The organism is Neobacillus sp. 204 (assembly GCF_046562815.1).
In the GTDB taxonomy this organism is placed as follows: domain Bacteria; phylum Bacillota; class Bacilli; order Bacillales; family Cytobacillaceae; genus Neobacillus.
Genome location: NZ_JBJORY010000016.1, coordinates 80,042 through 96,763 on the forward strand (window position 1 = coordinate 80,042; position 16,722 = coordinate 96,763).

Below are 16,722 nucleotides of genomic sequence, written 5' to 3' on the forward strand. Positions count from 1 at the left end.
GGGAGAAAGTGACTCTGGAACGGATATATGCAGAAATACTTGCGGTCCGGTTGATCCCAAATGTTGATTTAGCACTAGCTACCCAGTTTCAACTTGAACCACATCATCGGAGCCTGGCTATTTTTACATCGACCATCGATGATGTCGGCTATACCGCCCTTGATGAAGCCACGAAAAGAGCAGATGTCGAGGTAGTTTATGCACGGTCCTTTTATGCTGGCGCAGCCAACGCTTCTGGACCGTTATCAGGTGAAATGATCGGGATTTTGGCTGGCCCAACCCCTGATGAAGTAAAAAGCGGAGTGGATGCGGTTCTTCAAACAGTTGAAAATGATGCTTATTTCGAAGCCTTAGACGAGCATAAGAGTCATGCTTTATATGCACACGTTGTAGCAAGGACAGGTTCATATTTATCGAAAGAAGCTGGAATCAAGCCTGGTCAGGCATTAGCCTATTTAATCGCACCGCCGCTGGAAGCAGTATTTGGAATCGATGCGGCATTAAAGGCTGCAGAAGTGGAATTAGTTAAGTTTTTTGGCCCGCCCTCGGAAACAAACTTTGGCGGGGGGCTGCTTACAGGTTCACAATCTGCCTGCCAAGCGGCAGCAGATGCCTTCCGCGATATAATTATTGAAATCGCCAGAAATCCTCGACAATACTAATAAAATTTTAAAAGAAAGGAGCGGGTGCCTGGTGCAGTTTGATCATGATCTCCAATCCATTCAGGAGATGAGGAACGCCCTTCAAAAAGCAAAAGAAGCACAGCAAAAATATTTGGTGTTCACTCAACAACAAGTTGATGAAATTGTGAAGCGGGTGGCAGAAGCCGCATTTGCAAAATCACTGGAATTAGCCCAATTAGCGGTAGAAGAAACCGGAATGGGTGTTGTTGAACACAAACAGATGAAAAATGAAGTTGGTTCAATCGCGGTCTATGATTCAATAAAGGATGAGAGGACGGTTGGGATTATCAACGAAGACCGCGTAAAAAAAATTATTGAAGTGGCTGCACCCTATGGGGTTATCGCGGGAATCGTACCGATAACTAATCCGACATCGACCGCTATTTTTAAAACGATAATTGCATTGAAAACAAGAAATGGAATTGTCTTTAGCCCGCATCCAAGAGCAGTTAAATGTACCATTGCTGCATTAAACATTTGCCTAGAGGCTGCAATTGAGGCAGGAGCACCTGAGGGAATTGTTGGATGGATCTCCAATCCTACGATGGCTGCATCAACTGAATTAATGAAACATTCGGATATTGATTTAATCCTAGCGACAGGCGGGAAAGATTTAGTCCGCGCAGCCTACAGTTCAGGAAAACCTGCTTATGGGGTTGGACCAGGCAATGTTCCTGTTTATATAGAAAAATCGGCCAATATTTCCCAAGCAGTTAAAATGATTGCCGATAGTAAATCATTTGATAATGGAACGATTTGCGCGACAGAACAATCAATAATTGTCGATCGAAATGTCCAGCAGATCACAATCAGGGAACTGAAGCAAAATGGTGCTTATTTCTTATCTAAAGAGGAAAAGGTGGTTGTTGAAAAGGTTATTTCTCCGGTGACAGGAAAACTGAATCCAAATATTGTCGGTCAAAGTGCACGGAAAATTGCTGAATTAGCTGGAATATCTGTCCCTTTTGAAACAAGGATACTTATTGCTGAAGAAACAAGGATTGGAAAGGACGTTCCATTTTCAATCGAAAAGCTATCACCAATTTTCGCGCTTTACACTGCTGACGGAGTAGACCACGCAAAAGAAATATGCTTGAAATTATTAAATCTGGGCGGAAGAGGACATAGTCTATCCCTTCATACGAATGACGATTCAATAGCTCGTGATTTCGCACTGGAAATGCCCGTTTCAAGACTATTAGTGAACACGCTCTCCTCGATTGGAGCTGTCGGTGCCACCACCGGATTATTACCATCGATGACACTAGGCTGTGGATCATTCGGCGGCAATATCACGTCTGACAATGTTTCAGCAAGACATCTAATAAATATTAAACGACTGGCGTATGGGACTAAAGAGGTTACTATACCGAAACCAGAAAAAGAAATCATAACGCCTAAAGGAAAGACCAATGAAAATGTGTCTGAGATTGTCGAACAGGTATTAAAACAAGTAAATCTCTTGGGTCAAGTAGATCCAAAAGCTATCTCTGAAATGGTTACTCAAGTAATAAAAAAATATCAATTGAACTGATAGGAGGAATGAAGAATGGCAAGAGAATTAACTGCTTTAGGAATGATTGAAACAAAAGGATTGGTGGCATCAGTAGAAGCAGCGGATGCAATGGTTAAAGCAGCAAACGTGCACCTAGTTGGTAAAGTTCATGTCGGCGGAGGACTAGTAACGGTTTTAGTTCGCGGAGATGTTGGGGCAGTAAAGGCAGCAACTGATGCGGGCGCAGCAGCAGCACAGCGTGTCGGCGAGCTTTTATCAGTCCATGTCATTCCACGCCCACACAATGAATTAGAAAGCATCTTACCTAAATTAGAGGCAGAACTATAATAATCAGTTCATCCTAAGGAGCAAAAACGATGAACGAACATGCCATACAAAAAATTGTCGAAGAGGTCGTTCAGCAACTTTATAAAAAACACTTAAAGTCTAGCAATATCCCAATCGCTGTATCTGCTCGACACTGCCATTTAAGTCAAGGTGATTTGGAAGTACTTTTTGGCAAAGGTTATCAATTAACGAAAAAAGCAGATTTATCACAGCCCGGCCAATTTGCTGCCAATGAAACGGTGACGATTGTTGGACCAAGAGGCAGCATTGAAAAAGTGCGAATTCTTGGTCCTGCCCGCTCATTAACGCAAGTAGAGGTAAGCAAAACTGATTCGATCAGGCTTGGGCTGAACACGCCAATCAGAGAATCAGGAAATATTGAAGGTTCTGCGCCGATAACACTCGTAGGTCCATTAGGAAGTATTTTTAAGAATGAAGGTCTAATCATTGCCCAGGCACATATCCATATGAGTCCAAATGATGCCCAAGTATACGGTGTTCAGAATGGGGAATATGTGCAAATAAAAACGGGGAATGAGCGCCCCGTTTCATTTGATAAGGTACTCATCAGGGTTTCTCAGAGATATAAGTTGGAGATGCACATAGATACAGATGAAGCTAACGCTGGACTTATTACCAGTGGTCAAACAGGATGTCTAGTAAAATATGAAGGGATACGCGGGGGAAAGGTCGATGATTGGGATAAGTATACCCAAGAGCCGCCGCGACCTGACACTATTACCAATCAGGATAGAGCTGTTTTTGAGAATAAGCTTTTGTCAGAAAGAGAAGTACGAAATTGGAAGGAAAACACGATCCTTATTTATAAACGCACGATCGTTACTCCTTTAGCTCGTGATACCGCAAGAGAGTTGGGGAAAACAATCCGGATAATTGACCAATGATGGGGGATGATTTACTTGCAAGTAGGAACAGTGGTTGGGAATGTATGGGCAACTAGGAAAGAGGATCATTTAACGGGCTTAAAATTTTTATTTGTCCAACCAGAACTTCCAAATGGTACCCCGATTAATGTACCTTTTATTGCTGTCGATCGTATTGGTTCGGGAGTTGGTGACAAGGTAATGGTCACAATAGGTAGTGCAGCGGCAAATATGGAAACAGACTCCAAGCTGCCTATTGATGCGTTGATTATAGGAATTATCGATTCTATTGATGTTGAACGAGGAGGTGCTTAGTTTGTCAAAAGCGTTAGGAATGATTGAAACTAGGGGATTAATTGCATCTATTGTGGCAGCCGATGCAATGGTAAAAGCAGCCGATGTCCGATTAATAAAAAAAGAAAAAGTAGATGCTGGTTTGGTCGCCATACTAGTTGAAGGAGATGTAGGTGCCGTTCAGGCAGCTGTGGATGCAGGTAAATATGCTGCCCAAAGTGTGGGCGTATTGGTTTCTTCTCATGTAATACCTCGTCCTGATGAAGGAGTAGGTGTCATTCTTACAAACGGACCGAAAAAAGCTGAGGCAAACAAGGAAGTACTCCCTTTTGAGAATCGTAATGAATAAATAATTTTATATGATCTGTAAATGGGAGGAGAGATCATGGTTTTTAAGCGGAGGAAAATTGCTGTCATTGGAGCTGGCTTTACTGGTGCAACAGTTGCACTCATGCTAGCGCAAAAAGAACTTGGGGATGTAGTACTAGTAGACTTACCCTCTCAAAGCGACCCAGTAAAAGGAAAAGCACTTGATATGTTAGAGGCAAGTCCAATCCAAGGATTTCATGCAAAGATTGTGGGTACGTCGAATTATCAGGATATCCAGGATGCTGATCTTGTGTTAATTACTGCAGGAATTCCTCGGAAACCTGGAATGAGCAGAGATGATTTAGTTTCAACCAATGCAAAAATTATCGAACAGGTCTCTGAAAATATAAAGAAATATGCACCATCTAGTTATATCATTGTCTTAAGTAATCCAGTGGATGCGCTGACGTATGTATGCTACAAAACCACAGGCTTTCCAAAGAATCGTGTAATTGGTCAATCAGGTGTTTTAGATACAGCCCGATTTAATACCTTTGTCGCTCAGGAATTAAATGTATCGATAGAAGACATATCAGGCTTTGTCCTTGGGGGGCATGGTGATAATATGGTTCCATTGGTAAGGTTTTCCTATGCAGGTGGAATTCCCATTGATAAAATCCTCCCTCCTGATCGAATTGAAGCCATCGTGGAAAGAACTCGTAAAGGCGGCGGCGAGATTGTGAGTCTATTAGGTAATGGAAGTGCGTATTATGCCCCTGCTGCATCTATGGTTCAAATGGCTGAGGCTATTCTTAAAGATAAGAAACGAATATTGCCTTCAATTGCCTTCTTAGAAGGGGAGTATGGTTATCATGATTTATACCTAGGTGTGCCTGCCATTCTTGGCGGTGATGGAATCGAAAGTATTATTGAAATTCCATTAACAAATGAGGAAAAAGCCGCACTGGATAAGTCAGCTCAATCAGTCTGGAATGTAATCACTAAATTAAGCTAGTATTAACAAGTAGTCCCTAAGATATTAATATATTTTTGGGACTGCTTATTGAAGCTATCTATTTTAAAACGAATATTATATAAACCTTCAGAATAATATAGTGATAACTTGACCTTTTTAGGTCTTTTTTACCAATTATTAAATATTTGCAATAACAATAACAACTAAGAGAAAGGAGGGTTTGCAAATGGAGGTATTAATTGGCTTTGCTTTGGTAATCATCACACTTGCAGTCGGAACAGCCATTGGCCTAAAAGCAAACAAAAATGTAAGGATCTTTAAGGAGGAAGAACATGAGATTTTCGTGGGCAGAGAAGACAAAATCTAAGCATGAAAGGGGGAAAAGGGATGAAAAATAAGGATCAACAAATGCTTGCAGATAAAAAGCAGCTAAACCGCTATGGATATGCCCAGGAATTGCTGCGTGACATGGGTGGTTTTTCAAACTTTGCGATCTCATTTTCTATCATTTCTATTTTAACAGGTGCTGTTTCACTATATGGACATGGCTTGCTTTACGGAGGGCCTGGAATGATGGGATTTGGCTGGACAATAGTCGCCTTTTTTGTCCTTCTCATTGCGGCCTCGCTATCGGAGTTAGCTTCAGCCATTCCGACAGCCGGTGCCTTATATCATTGGGCTGCCGCTTTAAAAGGAACAAGAATTGGCTGGTACACTGCTTGGATTAATTTAATTGGCCAAATCGGTATTGTAGCCGGAATTGATTACTCTGTTGCCCTATTCGCCGACCCACTTCTAGCATCTATCTTCAACTACTCTTCTACTGATACAACCATTCTAATCGTTTTTGGAGTTGTCCTCCTTTTACACGGTATCCTTAACCATGTTGGAATAAAAATTGTCGCTAAGCTAAATGACTTTTCGGCTTGGTACCATATGATCGTTGTTGCTATTTTAGTAGTAAGCCTTGCCTTTTTTACAAGGGATGGCCTGCAGCCAATTGATTATCTATTTCAAGTTGGAACAACCTTTTCTGACAAACCGTATTTTCTTGCCTTTTTAATCGGATTATTGCAAGCACAATGGACATTTACTGGCTATGATGCATCTGCCCATACCATCGAGGAAACAGTTCACCCAAGGGTTCGTGCACCGTGGGGGATTTTCAATTCAGTTGCATTTTCCTTTGTATTTGGGTTTATCATGCTCTCTTTTGTTACACTTTCGATTCATGATGCTAACGGTGCGGTCAACTCTGATAATGCCTTCATTTATGTTATCAGCCAAGCATTAGGTGGAACGTTTGGAAATATTGTTCTCTGGCTTGTGACATTCGCTATGTTCTTCTGTGGCCTTTCTTCGATCACATCGTTTTCGCGAATGATGTACGCATTTTCACGGGATAAAGGGATGCCTTTCAGCAGACATTGGGCAGAAATTAGCCGCAAATATCGGACACCGGCAAAAGCGATCTGGCTATCTGTTATTCTATCGTTTGTGTTGGCCTTAATCGATTACATTACAAAGCTAATTAAACCAGATGTAGGCTATTCAACGATTGCATTTTTAACAGCAGTAAGCGTTGTTGGCTTATATGTGGCATACGGAATCCCTATTTTCCTTAAATTGAGAGCGGAAACCAAAGGGATATTTTTACCAAAGCATTATGGGCCTTGGAGTTTAGGCAAGTGGAGCAAACCTATTAACATCATTAGTTTAATTTGGATTGTTTTTATATGCATCATCATGGTCATCCCGCCGAACCAAATGGCTGCATATGCAATTGGAGGGATGTTTATCATCCTCATCCTAATGGATTTAGGCTATTACAAGAAGCACTTCAAAGGTCCGCAGGCAGCCCTTGAAAAATCGGTAGAAGAAATTAAAAGACTGGAAGATGAGTTTGATCATGAGAAGGAATAAGGAATGAATTGAGTTGAAATTGAAAAGATATAATAAGGCCTGTGATTCCAAAATCACAGGCTTTTAGTTTAGCGGTATGATAAATTTTGAATAAGCAATATTCAATGGAATTCAAATAACATGTGATACTATATAAATTAATCGATAAAAATGAGGTGTCGACATGAAAATTGAAGTTTGGTCTGATTATGTATGTCCGTTTTGTTATATAGGGAAACGCCGATTAGAATTGGCGTTAGAACAATTTCCTTTCAAGGATCAAGTAGAAGTGGAATTTAAAAGCTTTGAGCTTGATCCTAACTCTCCCCAAAAGATTGATCAAAGCATCCATGAAGTTTTGGCACATAAATATGGAATGAGTGTGGACCAAGCGAAACAAGCGAATCAAGGGGTGGGGCAGCAGGCAGCCACGGTAGGGTTGACGTTTAATTTCGATGAAATGAAGCCGACTAATACGTTTGATGCTCATCGTTTGGCCAAATTTGCTAAAGCACAAGGGAAAGAAGCGCTTGTCTCAGAAAAACTTCTTCATGCCTATTTTACAGAGTCCAAACATATTGGGGATTTCGAAACGCTAGCTGACATTGCTGATTCGGTAGGCTTGGATCGTCAAGAAGTATTGAATATCCTAAATGATAAAAATGCGTTTGCGACGGATGTCCGCCAAGATGAGTCTCTTGCTGGGCAGTATGGGGTGCGTGGTGTACCGTACTTTGTCATTAATCAAAAGTATGCAATTTCAGGTGCCCAACCGACAGAGACGTTTATGGGAGCATTGCATAAAGTCTGGGAGGAAGAGTCTCCGGTACCAGTGCTGCAAGACCTTTCAACCGAGGAAGATATGAGTTGTGCAGATGGAAGTTGTGCTATTCCTGAAAAAAAGTAGATGTATTTCCATAAATAATGATGGGAAAGGAAACTTAGTTTCCTTTCCCATTTGCTTTATAAAACATAATTAGCGTTTGCGGACTTTTAAATTCCACATGTTTCCGTCTTGCCAACAACGATTGATAATAGTATTGCCCCCAGAATCTCTACGCCATCCTGTCCATCTGCAGCTTCGTGAAGTTCTTCTTCTGGAAGTTCTTCTTCTGGAAGTTCTTCTTCTGGAAGTATTTCTTCTGGAAGTATTTCTTCTGGAAGTATTTCTTCTGGAAGTATTTCTTCTGGAAGTATTTCTTCTGGAAGTATTTCTTCTGGAAGTATTTCTTCTGGAAGTATTTCTTCTAGAAGTATTTCTTCTAGAAGTATTACGGCGTGATGTATTACGAACTCTAGATGTATTACGTCTAGATGTGTTCATGCGTGATGTCATCTGCTGTCTTGAAGTTCTTCGTCTGGATGTTCTTCTTCTTGTTGTGCGGCCCTCTTGACTAGGATCACGGAACATAAAGCCCCAAAAATCACCTTGTCTTACTTCATCCGCTGCTCTTTGAATATCTTCAGCTGAAAAATCGCTCATGTTAACTTAGCACCTCCTTAAGCTTGAAAAGGGAGTACAAACAATTAATTTGTCCATTTACTCTCTCTTCTTCTACTAAATTACGTGTGTACAGGTACATTTGAATGAGAAAAAAGCCTATGAGCTAAAAAAAAGCTGTCCATGCGGGACCTCCAACCTTTGACTCTCATACGAATATAGGAAGGAGGAATAATAAAATGGACGAGGCAGTAATTTTACCGCAATACAAACTCTTTATTAAGCCAATGGACTTGCGGGAGCTGAGAAGGGATATTTGGATTGATGAACCGCTCCCAGCACAGTTAACAATTGATGGGAAACGGCTCGATATTGATATTGCCTATCGAGGATCCCATATTCGCGATTTTCCGAAAAAGTCTTACCAAGTTTCCTTCTATAAACCTAAATCATTCAGAGGTTCTAAACATATTCATTTGAACGCCGAATTTAAGGATCCTTCCTTGGTAAGAAACAAACTGTCATTTGATTTTTTTGCCGAGCTTGGCGTTTTATCGCCGCAATCTCGCCATATATTCCTAGTTCAAAATGGAAAAGCAGAAGGGGTCTATTTGGAGATTGAAGCAGTAGATGAGAATTTCATTAAAAGAAGGAACTTACCGAACGGAAGTATATATTATGCCGTCGATGGAGATGCGAACTTTTCACTGATGAGTGATTTAGACAAGGAAACTAAAAAATCACTCAAATTAGGTTATGAAAGAAAAGTTGGCGGGCCGGAAGATGAATATTACTTACAAGAATTTATCTTTAACATAAATACATTGTCAAATAGCGAATTTGAAAAGGATATTCAGAAATTTGTCGATGTTGATAAATATCTCCGCTGGGTTGCCGGTGTTATTTTCACATCAAACTATGATGGTTTCGTTCATAACTATGCCCTTTATCGGAATGGTGAATCACGCCTTTTTGAGATTATCCCGTGGGATTATGATGCAACATGGGGCAGGGATGTAAATGGGAAAATAATGGAACCAGATTATGTACCAATTGAAGGATTTAATACGTTAACTGCACGGCTTTTATATGTAGATACCTTTCGTAAGCAATATAGAACGCTCCTTGAAGAAATAATGGAACAGCAATTTACGGTAGAGCATATGATTCCGAAGGTGGAAAAACTCACCCAATTGATTCGTCCGTCTGTCAATCAGGATCCGTATAAAAAACAGAATATGGATATATTTGACCAAGAGATATCAGTCATAACGAATTATATAGAGAAGAGAAGAACGTATTTAAATAGGAAAATAGTGAAGCTAGAATGAAAAAGGGTGTCAGGCGCTATCATCTGAAAAAATCACTAACTTATCCTTTTTAAACATAAGCTGATGGTAAAGGAAAACTAGAAAAATAAATGATTCATAGGGGGGATAGAATGCTGCGAAAGGTGATAATGGTTACGGATAATGAAGAAAGTGTAAAAAATGCAATAAGAGAAATCTTAAGATCGAAGAATAAAGGACATGAATATGCACTGGATTTAACAAGAATTCAGGATAAAGAACGAAAAACAGCAATCATGAAAAGGTTAACGAGATTATAAGGGACCTGGATTTCCAATCCAATGTACAAAGAGCCCGTAAGTCGCTTAATACAAATACAATACACTTGAACATATGCGAAAGGCATATGTTTTTTTGTTTTGTTATCAATGTGAAATAAGCAGGAATCCAATTCGAAACAGACAAATTTTCCCTGAAATTCACCCATTTATTTACTTTGTCCATATCCACTTTTTCATATCTTCATATAATTACAAGAATACTATTTTAACTGGAGTTGAGGTGTTTTAATGAGTGAGAATGTGCTAGTGATTGCCGCTCATCCTGATGATGAGATTCTTGGGAGCGGCGGTACAATCAAGAAGTTAGTTAATCATGGCTATAGGGTAATTACAGTGATTGCCGCTAAGGGGCGTAAGAAAGAAGAGCATCATATTCAACAGTTCATGCTAGAAGCAAACAGACAATTAGGAGTGGATGAGGTCCTATTTTTGGAATTCCCCAATCTATTATTGGAAACTATCCCTCTTGTTGAAATTAACAAATCGATCGAAGACCTGTTAGACAAGTATAATCCTGCAATGATTTTCACCCATCATTATGGTGATACCAACCGCGACCACCAAATATTGTTTCAGGCGGTTTTAACAGCTGCTCGTCCGTTACCTGGGAAAAAACCAGTTGAGATTCTTTGTTTTGAAACAGTATCTTCCAGTGAGTGGAGTCAGCATACAAATGATAAGGAATTCAAACCCAATTATTTTGTAGATATTACGGATACTATCGACGACAAAATTAGATCACTTCACCATTATGATGTAGAAATGAGACCATTCCCACATCCGCGTTCGTATGATGGCGTGAAATATTTAGCCCGAGTCCGAGGTATGACAGTTGGAGTCGAATACGCGGAAGCTTTTGAAATAATTAGGAGGGTATGGAAATGATAGATGAACCCTTTGTACCGACCCTTTTTCCTTACCTAATCTCTGCTATGGATCAATATTATGGGGTCAAGCAACCATTTAAAGAAGTACATGTGATAAAAAGGAAGCAACTCCCTTCAGCAGCACTCAAAAACAAAAAAATGAAGATCTTAATCACAACGTTTTGGGAGTATCCATTTATTGGTGGTCTGCAGAACTATATCACTTCACTCAAGACCGGCTTGGAAAACTTAGGACATAATGTCCATGTAATAGCACCAAATCATTTTCCTTCAAATGAAATGGAAGCATTACGCAATAGATATTCTGAGGAATTCACTCAATTTTTTAATAATCGATATGGCAGCTGTAATGGGAAAATCCTCCACAATATCAGCAAACTATACAGTTTCTATATGATGCTAAAAAATATTGATCTGGAGCAATACGATATTATACACGCACAAGATCGATATACTGCTAATGTAATAGGGATCCTAAACCAATCCTTTCAAAAACCGCTTCTTTTTACACCTCACGGATTTATGACTCAAAACAGATTAAAGTTTAACTTAATGGAAAAAGGTTCAATTGAGGAAATCTATTTTTCGGCTATTGACAGACAAGCGATTAAAAATGCGAATCAATTAATCGTTCTGTGTGATGTCTTTCGTCCGATTCTAGAAAATATAGGCGCAGAGAAAAATAAAATGACCACTGTTTATACTGGGATTGATTTTGGAGGAGGGAAATATCAGAAGAAGGATAGGAAAAAAACGGTCATTACCTGTATCGCTCGCCTTCGCCCTCGGAAAGGACATAAGTATTTATTTAAAGCTTTATCTCTTATAAAAGACAAGCTGAAAAATGTCGAAGTTCGCATTGTAGGCGATGGAGAGATGAGAAAGGATCTAGAGAAGCGGGTTAGCGACTTGAAATTAAAAAACGTTTCCTTTTTAGGAAGCAGAGACGACGTACCTAAATTGTTAAGTGAATCAGACATTTTTGTGCTGCCAACCACGAGTGATACACTGCCAATCTCCATTATCGAGGCAATGTTCACCAAACAGGCAATTCTAACAACTAATTGTGGGGGCATCCCGGAAATCATTAAAAATAACTATTCAGGATTGATAGTCGAACCAGCTAATCCAAAGCAACTCGCAGAAAAGTTATTGGTGTTATTGCGAAATAAATCATTAAGGACAGAATTAGCCGGTAATGCATATGGATTTGCCCAACAGCATTTAACCGTAAGTAAAATGGTTCAAAAAATTGAAGAAACCTATCAATCATTATGATGAAAGGAGGAAAAAGCATGCGACATGATGTTCCTGCTGTTGTTCTTGACCTAAGTGCAACCGGGATAGGTATTGTAAGGAGTATAGCGAAAAAAGGGATAAAGGTATATGCGTTTGATACAAGAGGGAAATATGAAATTGGCAAAACTCGGTTTGCCACCTGTGGAATTTGTCCGAATCCAGTGAGTGAGGGACCTGCATTAATTCTATTTCTAACAAGACTGGCACAAAGAACTGGACAAAAGCCAATCTTGTATGCCGGTTCAGATGACTTTGTTCAATTTATTTCAAAAAACAGGTTTGTCCTTTCGCACTATTATCGGTTTCTATTACCAAAACACACACTGGTTGAAGCCGTATTAGATAAAAGATTAACGTATGAATTGGCCATGAAATCAAATGTGCCCTGTCCCAAAACATACGCTATAAATAATGAAGAGGAGTTCGAACAAATTATCAATCAAATTACCTTCCCTTGCATATTAAAACCCGTTTATTCTTCGCATTTCCGCTCAAATATCGATCATCGTCTTTATAAGAAAGCTATTGTAGTAGAACAACCTTCACAATTGAGAGAAGAGTACTTTTTTTATCGACCATTCGGTGAACTAATGATTCAGGAGGTCATTCCTGGTAATGAGGATTGTATTTATTCCGTCAAAACATTTTTTGACGAACAGATGAATTTAATTGGCTTGTGGATGAACCAAAAATTACATCAATTTCCTCCTCATTTCGGATCTTCTGCTCTTGCCCTGAGTATTAGGGACGAGGAAGTCATTCAACTCGCTACAACCTTCCTTAAAGATATTGGATTTAAGGGCTTAGCCATTGCCGAGTTTAAACGAGATCCAAGAGATGGAAAACTGAAATTTATCGAAATCAATCCAAGAATAGGGTTAACTCAAGCGTTATCGATGGCATGTGGGGTTAATCTAGCTTACTTGTATTATTTATCCCTTACTGGGCAAAATCCATCACCAGTGACAGAGCAGAAAGAAGGGGTCAAGTGGGTTTACTTTGTCCGTGATTTGCTGTCCTTTCGCCAAAAACAAAAAACTGGGGAAATGAGCTTCGTCGAGTGGATCAAGAGCTTATCAGGAAAAAAGGTTGAAGCGCTTTTTGCTTGGAATGACCCCATGCCATTTGTACGTAGTTTTGTATCCCATGTGCGAAATTTATGGAGAAGACAGTAAGAAATGATAATAAAGGGAGGGAACTTTCTATTTGAATACTTTAGAAGAAATCATTAATTGTTGGAAGCAATTTGATTGGGAAGAGAAATTAAAAAATGTCCTGGGTAAAAAAGTAAAATTGGTCGAGGAAAGAATAGAATGCCTAAAAAATACTCGTGAAAAGACAAGTATATGGAAATTGGTTCTGACAGATGGGAAGGGGAACTTTCCCATCGTCCTTAAAATATACAAACTGCCACTGAAAGAAAATCATATATTGGAAATTAATATGTATCAAAAAGCCTATAACATTTATCACGAGTTTATGCCGCAATTGTATTGGCTTGAACCCAAAGTAAATGGTAATGAGACATGGATGTTTACCGAATGTATGCAGCCCCTAAGAGGACAAATTAAATTAACACCCGATCATTTAAAACGAATTATACCTACGGTGGCAAAATTTCATGCCCTTACCTTTGATAATAAATTTTTCCAGTATGTGGGTCTATTTGACTCCACACTTCCTCATTTTGATTCTGATGAGAAGGTTAAGGAACGCACGAAAGGTATCAAAAAGGCAAAGGATAACCTGGATCTGGCGATGAAAGATCCAAAATTAAGAGAATTGGTGGAACCAAGGTATAAAATTATCAAAAAAATATTAAAAAAAGGTCCCGTTTTTTTTCCTGAAATTACAGAATCCGGTCAATGTCTCATCCATGGTGACCTCCATGTTCACAATATTTGCTGCGAAAATGCAAATAATGAGAAAGAGGATTGGAAAGTATCTTTGATTGATTGGGAGTCTGCGAAGCATTATCCCTGCTGGTATGATCTCGTGGTTCTAGTCGAATTATTAATTGATTTTCGATCGGATTGGCAGGAGAGGGAAGAAGAGATCCGAAGTCAATGTGTGCAGGTTTATTGTCAAGAAATGCTGAAGTATGGAATAACCTTCAGTGAAGATCCACTGAACCTTTTAAAAAAGGCATATTTACAGAGAACACTTGAAAAAAAGCTTTCTAGTCATTTACAAAAGGTGTTGGATGGAGGAAAGAGCAACCTTCTAAAAAGATACCTTGAGAAAATTGAGGTCTGGGGTAAAGAACTGGGGTTATATTAGTACAGCACATAAAGTCAAAATTCTATAAAGGAGTACTATGAATGGAAAAGAATGGACAATCTTCTCTAAGATTTAGAAACGATGGATGTGAATTTGGATGAAGGTCCTTGTTACAGGGGGAGCTGGATTTATAGGTTCACATGTTGTCGAGTTATTAATAAAGTCCGGTTATGAGGCGCTAGTAGTAGATAATTTCCGGTCTGGAAAAAGAGAATTTATACCTCCCAATGTCCGATTCATTGATGTAGATATTACTTCTCCACAAATCGAGGCTGTTTTTTCTAGAGAAAAACCGGATGTTGTGATTCATTTGGCGGCACAAGTGGATGTCGCTTACTCGATACAAAATCCAGTCGAGGATGCGAACCAAAATATTCTTGGCACGATTCGCTTATTAGCGTGCTGTCATAAGTACAACGTAAAAAAATTCATATTTTCTTCGTCTTGTGCCGTATACGGGGAAAAGAATGACTGCAGTATTAAGGAAACATTCTCCATTCAACCTCAATCTTTTTATGGAATCAGCAAATATACTTCAGAAATGTACATCCAGACCTTTAGTCGACTTTTTCATCTTCCATACACGATCCTAAGATATGCCAATGTTTATGGACCGCGCCAATCTTCAAAAGGAGAAGGAGGAGTCATCTCGATATTTTTTAAGAAGATGCTAAATGGTGAAGTACCATATATATATGGTGATGGAGAACAGACGAGGGATTTTGTGTATGTGAAAGATGTCGCGAATGCCAATCTATTATCCATTGAAAGAGGGACAAACGGAATTTTCAATATCGGCACTAATTCTAAGACAAGCATAAACGAACTATTTCAGATAATTAAATCATTTACTTCTAGTAATATATCACCCATCCCTTTGTCTGAACGGGATGGGGATATTCGTCATAGTCGGTTGGATAATTCCAATGCGTTAAATTTATTGTCTTGGAATCCGGTCTATGATTTGCAAACGGGATTAAACGAAACATTAAAGTATTATAAAGAGTCAGTAAATCCGGGGTCATTAAAGGACTAAAGAATTAGAAGGAGATTAGATATGAAAGATTTTAATAATATTGTAGCCAAAAATAAAGGGAGGATAACCCTTCAAGACTTGAGCGGCTATACAATGATTGGGAAAGGTGCAGATGGATCCGTCTTCAAATTGACAACTAAGAAGTGCGTTAAAGTATATGTTAATGAAGACAATCAAAAAAAGGAATTAAATGCATTACAAAAAGGACAATCAAGTTCTGTTATTCCCCGTCTCTATGAATATGGTTCAAATTATATCGTGATGGAGTTTGTAAATGGAGGTAATCTTAAAGCCTATTTAAAAAAGGAGAAACAACTTCCCGAATCCATCGTCAAAAAGATTTTATTCATGTTTGAAGAATTAAAAAAGGTTGGATTTGCTAGACTTGACACAGAGGTCCGACACATTTTTTTTAACGAGCTCGAAGAAATAAAAGTGATCGACCACAAGAGGGCGTTTACGACAGTAAGGTCTGTGCCGACTAAATTATTCACTGGATTAAAAAAACTTGGTTATTTGGAAGAGTTTTTAGCCCATGTGAAGAAGATAAACCCATCCTTATATAAGGAATGGAAAAACATTAGCCTAGAATAAAAAGGCTGTGATTAAAATTGAAGAGGTTATGGGGCAGTGGTTTATTTGGGATTTCACTGTCCTTTTATTTGTTCGTTTATGTTGGATTAAGAAATCGTTAACTATTATTATTCCTACTATAAAATATTTAGCTAGTGTTTTGATTAATCCTTTAACTGGATTGGAAATAATTTCACATTGAATAGCGATGTCATTCCTGTTAAGATAAGATTCATTGACAGCAAAAATGAGTGATTAATAGAAATTCGCTATTGTTGTTTTTTTAGTCAATTTGGAAAAAACTGCACCTTGAACTTATTGTAACTTACATGTTATGATAGGAAAGTTCTCTTCGAACAAGTTAAACATTATGAGTTGAAAATAAGTATTGACTTGTCTGTGAGAATTATAGTATAATATTTTTTGTCGCTTCTTTCGGAAGTGAGCTTGTTCTTTGAAAACTAAACAAACAAAATCGTGCAAACAAACAATTATTATTAGTTTCATTAAGAAGCTAAGCCAACGTAACAAATGAGCTAATCAACTTTCTTGGAGAGTTTGATCCTGGCTCAGGACGAACGCTGGCGGCGTGCCTAATACATGCAAGTCGAGCGAACCAACAGGAGCTTGCTCCTGTTGGTTAGCGGCGGACGGGTGAGTAACACGTGGGCAACCTGCCTGTAAG

At 38.9% G+C, this 16,722-nt stretch carries 18 protein-coding genes, 1 rRNA gene and 1 pseudogene; 19 read left to right on the top strand and 1 reads right to left on the bottom strand.

From position 1 onward, the window contains the following. Positions 1 to 8 precede the first annotated feature (8 nt). From eutL to ACJ004_RS25455, 10 genes and pseudogenes are all read left to right on the top strand, one after another. A complete protein-coding gene (eutL, locus tag ACJ004_RS25410) occupies positions 9 to 662 on the top strand; it encodes an ethanolamine utilization microcompartment protein EutL (RefSeq protein WP_410895911.1) in 654 nt (217 codons plus the stop codon). Positions 663 to 693: 31 nt separating this feature from the next. Beyond that, positions 694 to 2,217 (top strand): aldehyde dehydrogenase family protein, encoded by a 1,524-nt coding sequence (locus ACJ004_RS25415; protein ID WP_410895912.1) that lies wholly within the window; start codon positions 694 to 696, stop codon positions 2,215 to 2,217. A gap of 15 nt (positions 2,218 to 2,232) precedes the next feature. Next, complete coding sequence (gene eutM, locus ACJ004_RS25420) at positions 2,233 to 2,526, top strand: ethanolamine utilization microcompartment protein EutM (RefSeq protein ID WP_410895913.1); 294 nt, start codon at positions 2,233 to 2,235, stop codon at positions 2,524 to 2,526. A gap of 29 nt (positions 2,527 to 2,555) precedes the next feature. Next, positions 2,556 to 3,197: pseudogene (locus ACJ004_RS25425) on the top strand (phosphate propanoyltransferase); the annotation flags it as partial. Positions 3,198 to 3,446: 249 nt separating this feature from the next. After that, positions 3,447 to 3,725, top strand: coding sequence for a EutN/CcmL family microcompartment protein (locus ACJ004_RS25430; protein ID WP_410895914.1), 279 nt, complete (start codon positions 3,447 to 3,449; stop codon positions 3,723 to 3,725). A 1-nt stretch (position 3,726) separates the two neighbouring features. After that, the gene (locus ACJ004_RS25435; RefSeq protein WP_410895915.1) at positions 3,727 to 4,053 is read left to right on the top strand and encodes a BMC domain-containing protein; all 327 of its coding nucleotides are present in this window, start codon (positions 3,727 to 3,729) and stop codon (positions 4,051 to 4,053) included. A 36-nt stretch (positions 4,054 to 4,089) separates the two neighbouring features. Beyond that, a complete protein-coding gene (gene mdh / locus ACJ004_RS25440) occupies positions 4,090 to 5,028 on the top strand; it encodes a malate dehydrogenase (RefSeq protein WP_410895916.1) in 939 nt (312 codons plus the stop codon). Positions 5,029 to 5,215: 187 nt separating this feature from the next. Continuing rightward, positions 5,216 to 5,356 (top strand): hypothetical protein, encoded by a 141-nt coding sequence (locus tag ACJ004_RS25445; RefSeq protein ID WP_410895917.1) that lies wholly within the window; start codon positions 5,216 to 5,218, stop codon positions 5,354 to 5,356. Between the two features lie 20 nt (positions 5,357 to 5,376). After that, positions 5,377 to 6,912, top strand: a complete 1,536-nt coding sequence (locus ACJ004_RS25450) for an amino acid permease (RefSeq protein WP_410895918.1) — start codon at positions 5,377 to 5,379, stop codon at positions 6,910 to 6,912. A 163-nt stretch (positions 6,913 to 7,075) separates the two neighbouring features. Then, positions 7,076 to 7,798: a DsbA family oxidoreductase gene (locus ACJ004_RS25455; RefSeq protein WP_410895919.1), complete on the top strand. Its 723-nt coding sequence runs from the start codon at positions 7,076 to 7,078 to the stop codon at positions 7,796 to 7,798. A 69-nt stretch (positions 7,799 to 7,867) separates the two neighbouring features. Here ACJ004_RS25455 and ACJ004_RS25460 read toward each other — a convergent pair whose 3' ends face one another. After that, entirely contained in the window at positions 7,868 to 8,374 is a 507-nt protein-coding gene (locus ACJ004_RS25460) for a CotG/ExsB N-terminal domain-containing protein (RefSeq protein ID WP_410895920.1), read from the bottom strand. A gap of 197 nt (positions 8,375 to 8,571) precedes the next feature. Here ACJ004_RS25460 and ACJ004_RS25465 point away from each other — a divergent pair, with 197 nt between their 5' ends. The 9 genes from ACJ004_RS25465 to ACJ004_RS25505 form a co-directional block, all read left to right on the top strand. Further along, a complete protein-coding gene (locus ACJ004_RS25465) occupies positions 8,572 to 9,663 on the top strand; it encodes a CotH kinase family protein (RefSeq protein ID WP_410895921.1) in 1,092 nt (363 codons plus the stop codon). A 110-nt stretch (positions 9,664 to 9,773) separates the two neighbouring features. After that, positions 9,774 to 9,941 carry a hypothetical protein gene (locus tag ACJ004_RS25470; RefSeq protein WP_410895922.1) on the top strand — a complete coding sequence of 56 codons (168 nt, stop codon included), beginning with the start codon at positions 9,774 to 9,776 and terminating at the stop codon, positions 9,939 to 9,941. A gap of 249 nt (positions 9,942 to 10,190) precedes the next feature. Continuing rightward, positions 10,191 to 10,847 carry a PIG-L deacetylase family protein gene (locus ACJ004_RS25475; RefSeq protein WP_410895923.1) on the top strand — a complete coding sequence of 219 codons (657 nt, stop codon included), beginning with the start codon at positions 10,191 to 10,193 and terminating at the stop codon, positions 10,845 to 10,847. Continuing rightward, positions 10,844 to 12,127, top strand: coding sequence for a glycosyltransferase family 4 protein (locus ACJ004_RS25480; RefSeq protein WP_410895924.1), 1,284 nt, complete (start codon positions 10,844 to 10,846; stop codon positions 12,125 to 12,127). The genes ACJ004_RS25475 and ACJ004_RS25480 overlap by 4 nt, the downstream gene beginning before the upstream one ends. A gap of 17 nt (positions 12,128 to 12,144) precedes the next feature. Further along, positions 12,145 to 13,323: a carboxylate--amine ligase gene (locus ACJ004_RS25485; protein ID WP_410895925.1), complete on the top strand. Its 1,179-nt coding sequence runs from the start codon at positions 12,145 to 12,147 to the stop codon at positions 13,321 to 13,323. Positions 13,324 to 13,354: 31 nt separating this feature from the next. Beyond that, positions 13,355 to 14,428, top strand: coding sequence for a phosphotransferase (locus tag ACJ004_RS25490; protein ID WP_410895926.1), 1,074 nt, complete (start codon positions 13,355 to 13,357; stop codon positions 14,426 to 14,428). A gap of 97 nt (positions 14,429 to 14,525) precedes the next feature. Continuing rightward, positions 14,526 to 15,464, top strand: coding sequence for an NAD-dependent epimerase/dehydratase family protein (locus ACJ004_RS25495; protein WP_410895927.1), 939 nt, complete (start codon positions 14,526 to 14,528; stop codon positions 15,462 to 15,464). Positions 15,465 to 15,485: 21 nt separating this feature from the next. Further along, positions 15,486 to 16,058, top strand: a complete 573-nt coding sequence (locus ACJ004_RS25500) for an RIO1 family regulatory kinase/ATPase domain-containing protein (protein WP_410895928.1) — start codon at positions 15,486 to 15,488, stop codon at positions 16,056 to 16,058. A gap of 525 nt (positions 16,059 to 16,583) precedes the next feature. Continuing rightward, a 16S ribosomal RNA gene (locus tag ACJ004_RS25505) occupies positions 16,584 to 16,722 on the top strand; the annotation flags it as partial.

Excerpts from the sequence above, each read along its gene's own strand:
- eutM (WP_410895913.1), top strand. The coding sequence starts at position 2,233 with ATGGCAAGAGAATTAACTGCTTTAGGAATGATTGAAACAAAAGGATTG.
- mdh (WP_410895916.1), top strand. The coding sequence starts at position 4,090 with ATGGTTTTTAAGCGGAGGAAAATTGCTGTCATTGGAGCTGGCTTTACT.
- ACJ004_RS25445 (WP_410895917.1), top strand. The coding sequence starts at position 5,216 with ATGGAGGTATTAATTGGCTTTGCTTTGGTAATCATCACACTTGCAGTC.
- ACJ004_RS25450 (WP_410895918.1), top strand. The coding sequence starts at position 5,377 with ATGAAAAATAAGGATCAACAAATGCTTGCAGATAAAAAGCAGCTAAAC.
- ACJ004_RS25455 (WP_410895919.1), top strand. The coding sequence starts at position 7,076 with ATGAAAATTGAAGTTTGGTCTGATTATGTATGTCCGTTTTGTTATATA.
- ACJ004_RS25460 (WP_410895920.1), bottom strand. The coding sequence starts at position 8,374 with ATGAGCGATTTTTCAGCTGAAGATATTCAAAGAGCAGCGGATGAAGTA.
- ACJ004_RS25465 (WP_410895921.1), top strand. The coding sequence starts at position 8,572 with ATGGACGAGGCAGTAATTTTACCGCAATACAAACTCTTTATTAAGCCA.
- ACJ004_RS25470 (WP_410895922.1), top strand. The coding sequence starts at position 9,774 with ATGCTGCGAAAGGTGATAATGGTTACGGATAATGAAGAAAGTGTAAAA.
- ACJ004_RS25475 (WP_410895923.1), top strand. The coding sequence starts at position 10,191 with ATGAGTGAGAATGTGCTAGTGATTGCCGCTCATCCTGATGATGAGATT.
- ACJ004_RS25480 (WP_410895924.1), top strand. The coding sequence starts at position 10,844 with ATGATAGATGAACCCTTTGTACCGACCCTTTTTCCTTACCTAATCTCT.
- ACJ004_RS25485 (WP_410895925.1), top strand. The coding sequence starts at position 12,145 with ATGCGACATGATGTTCCTGCTGTTGTTCTTGACCTAAGTGCAACCGGG.
- ACJ004_RS25495 (WP_410895927.1), top strand. The coding sequence starts at position 14,526 with ATGAAGGTCCTTGTTACAGGGGGAGCTGGATTTATAGGTTCACATGTT.
- ACJ004_RS25500 (WP_410895928.1), top strand. The coding sequence starts at position 15,486 with ATGAAAGATTTTAATAATATTGTAGCCAAAAATAAAGGGAGGATAACC.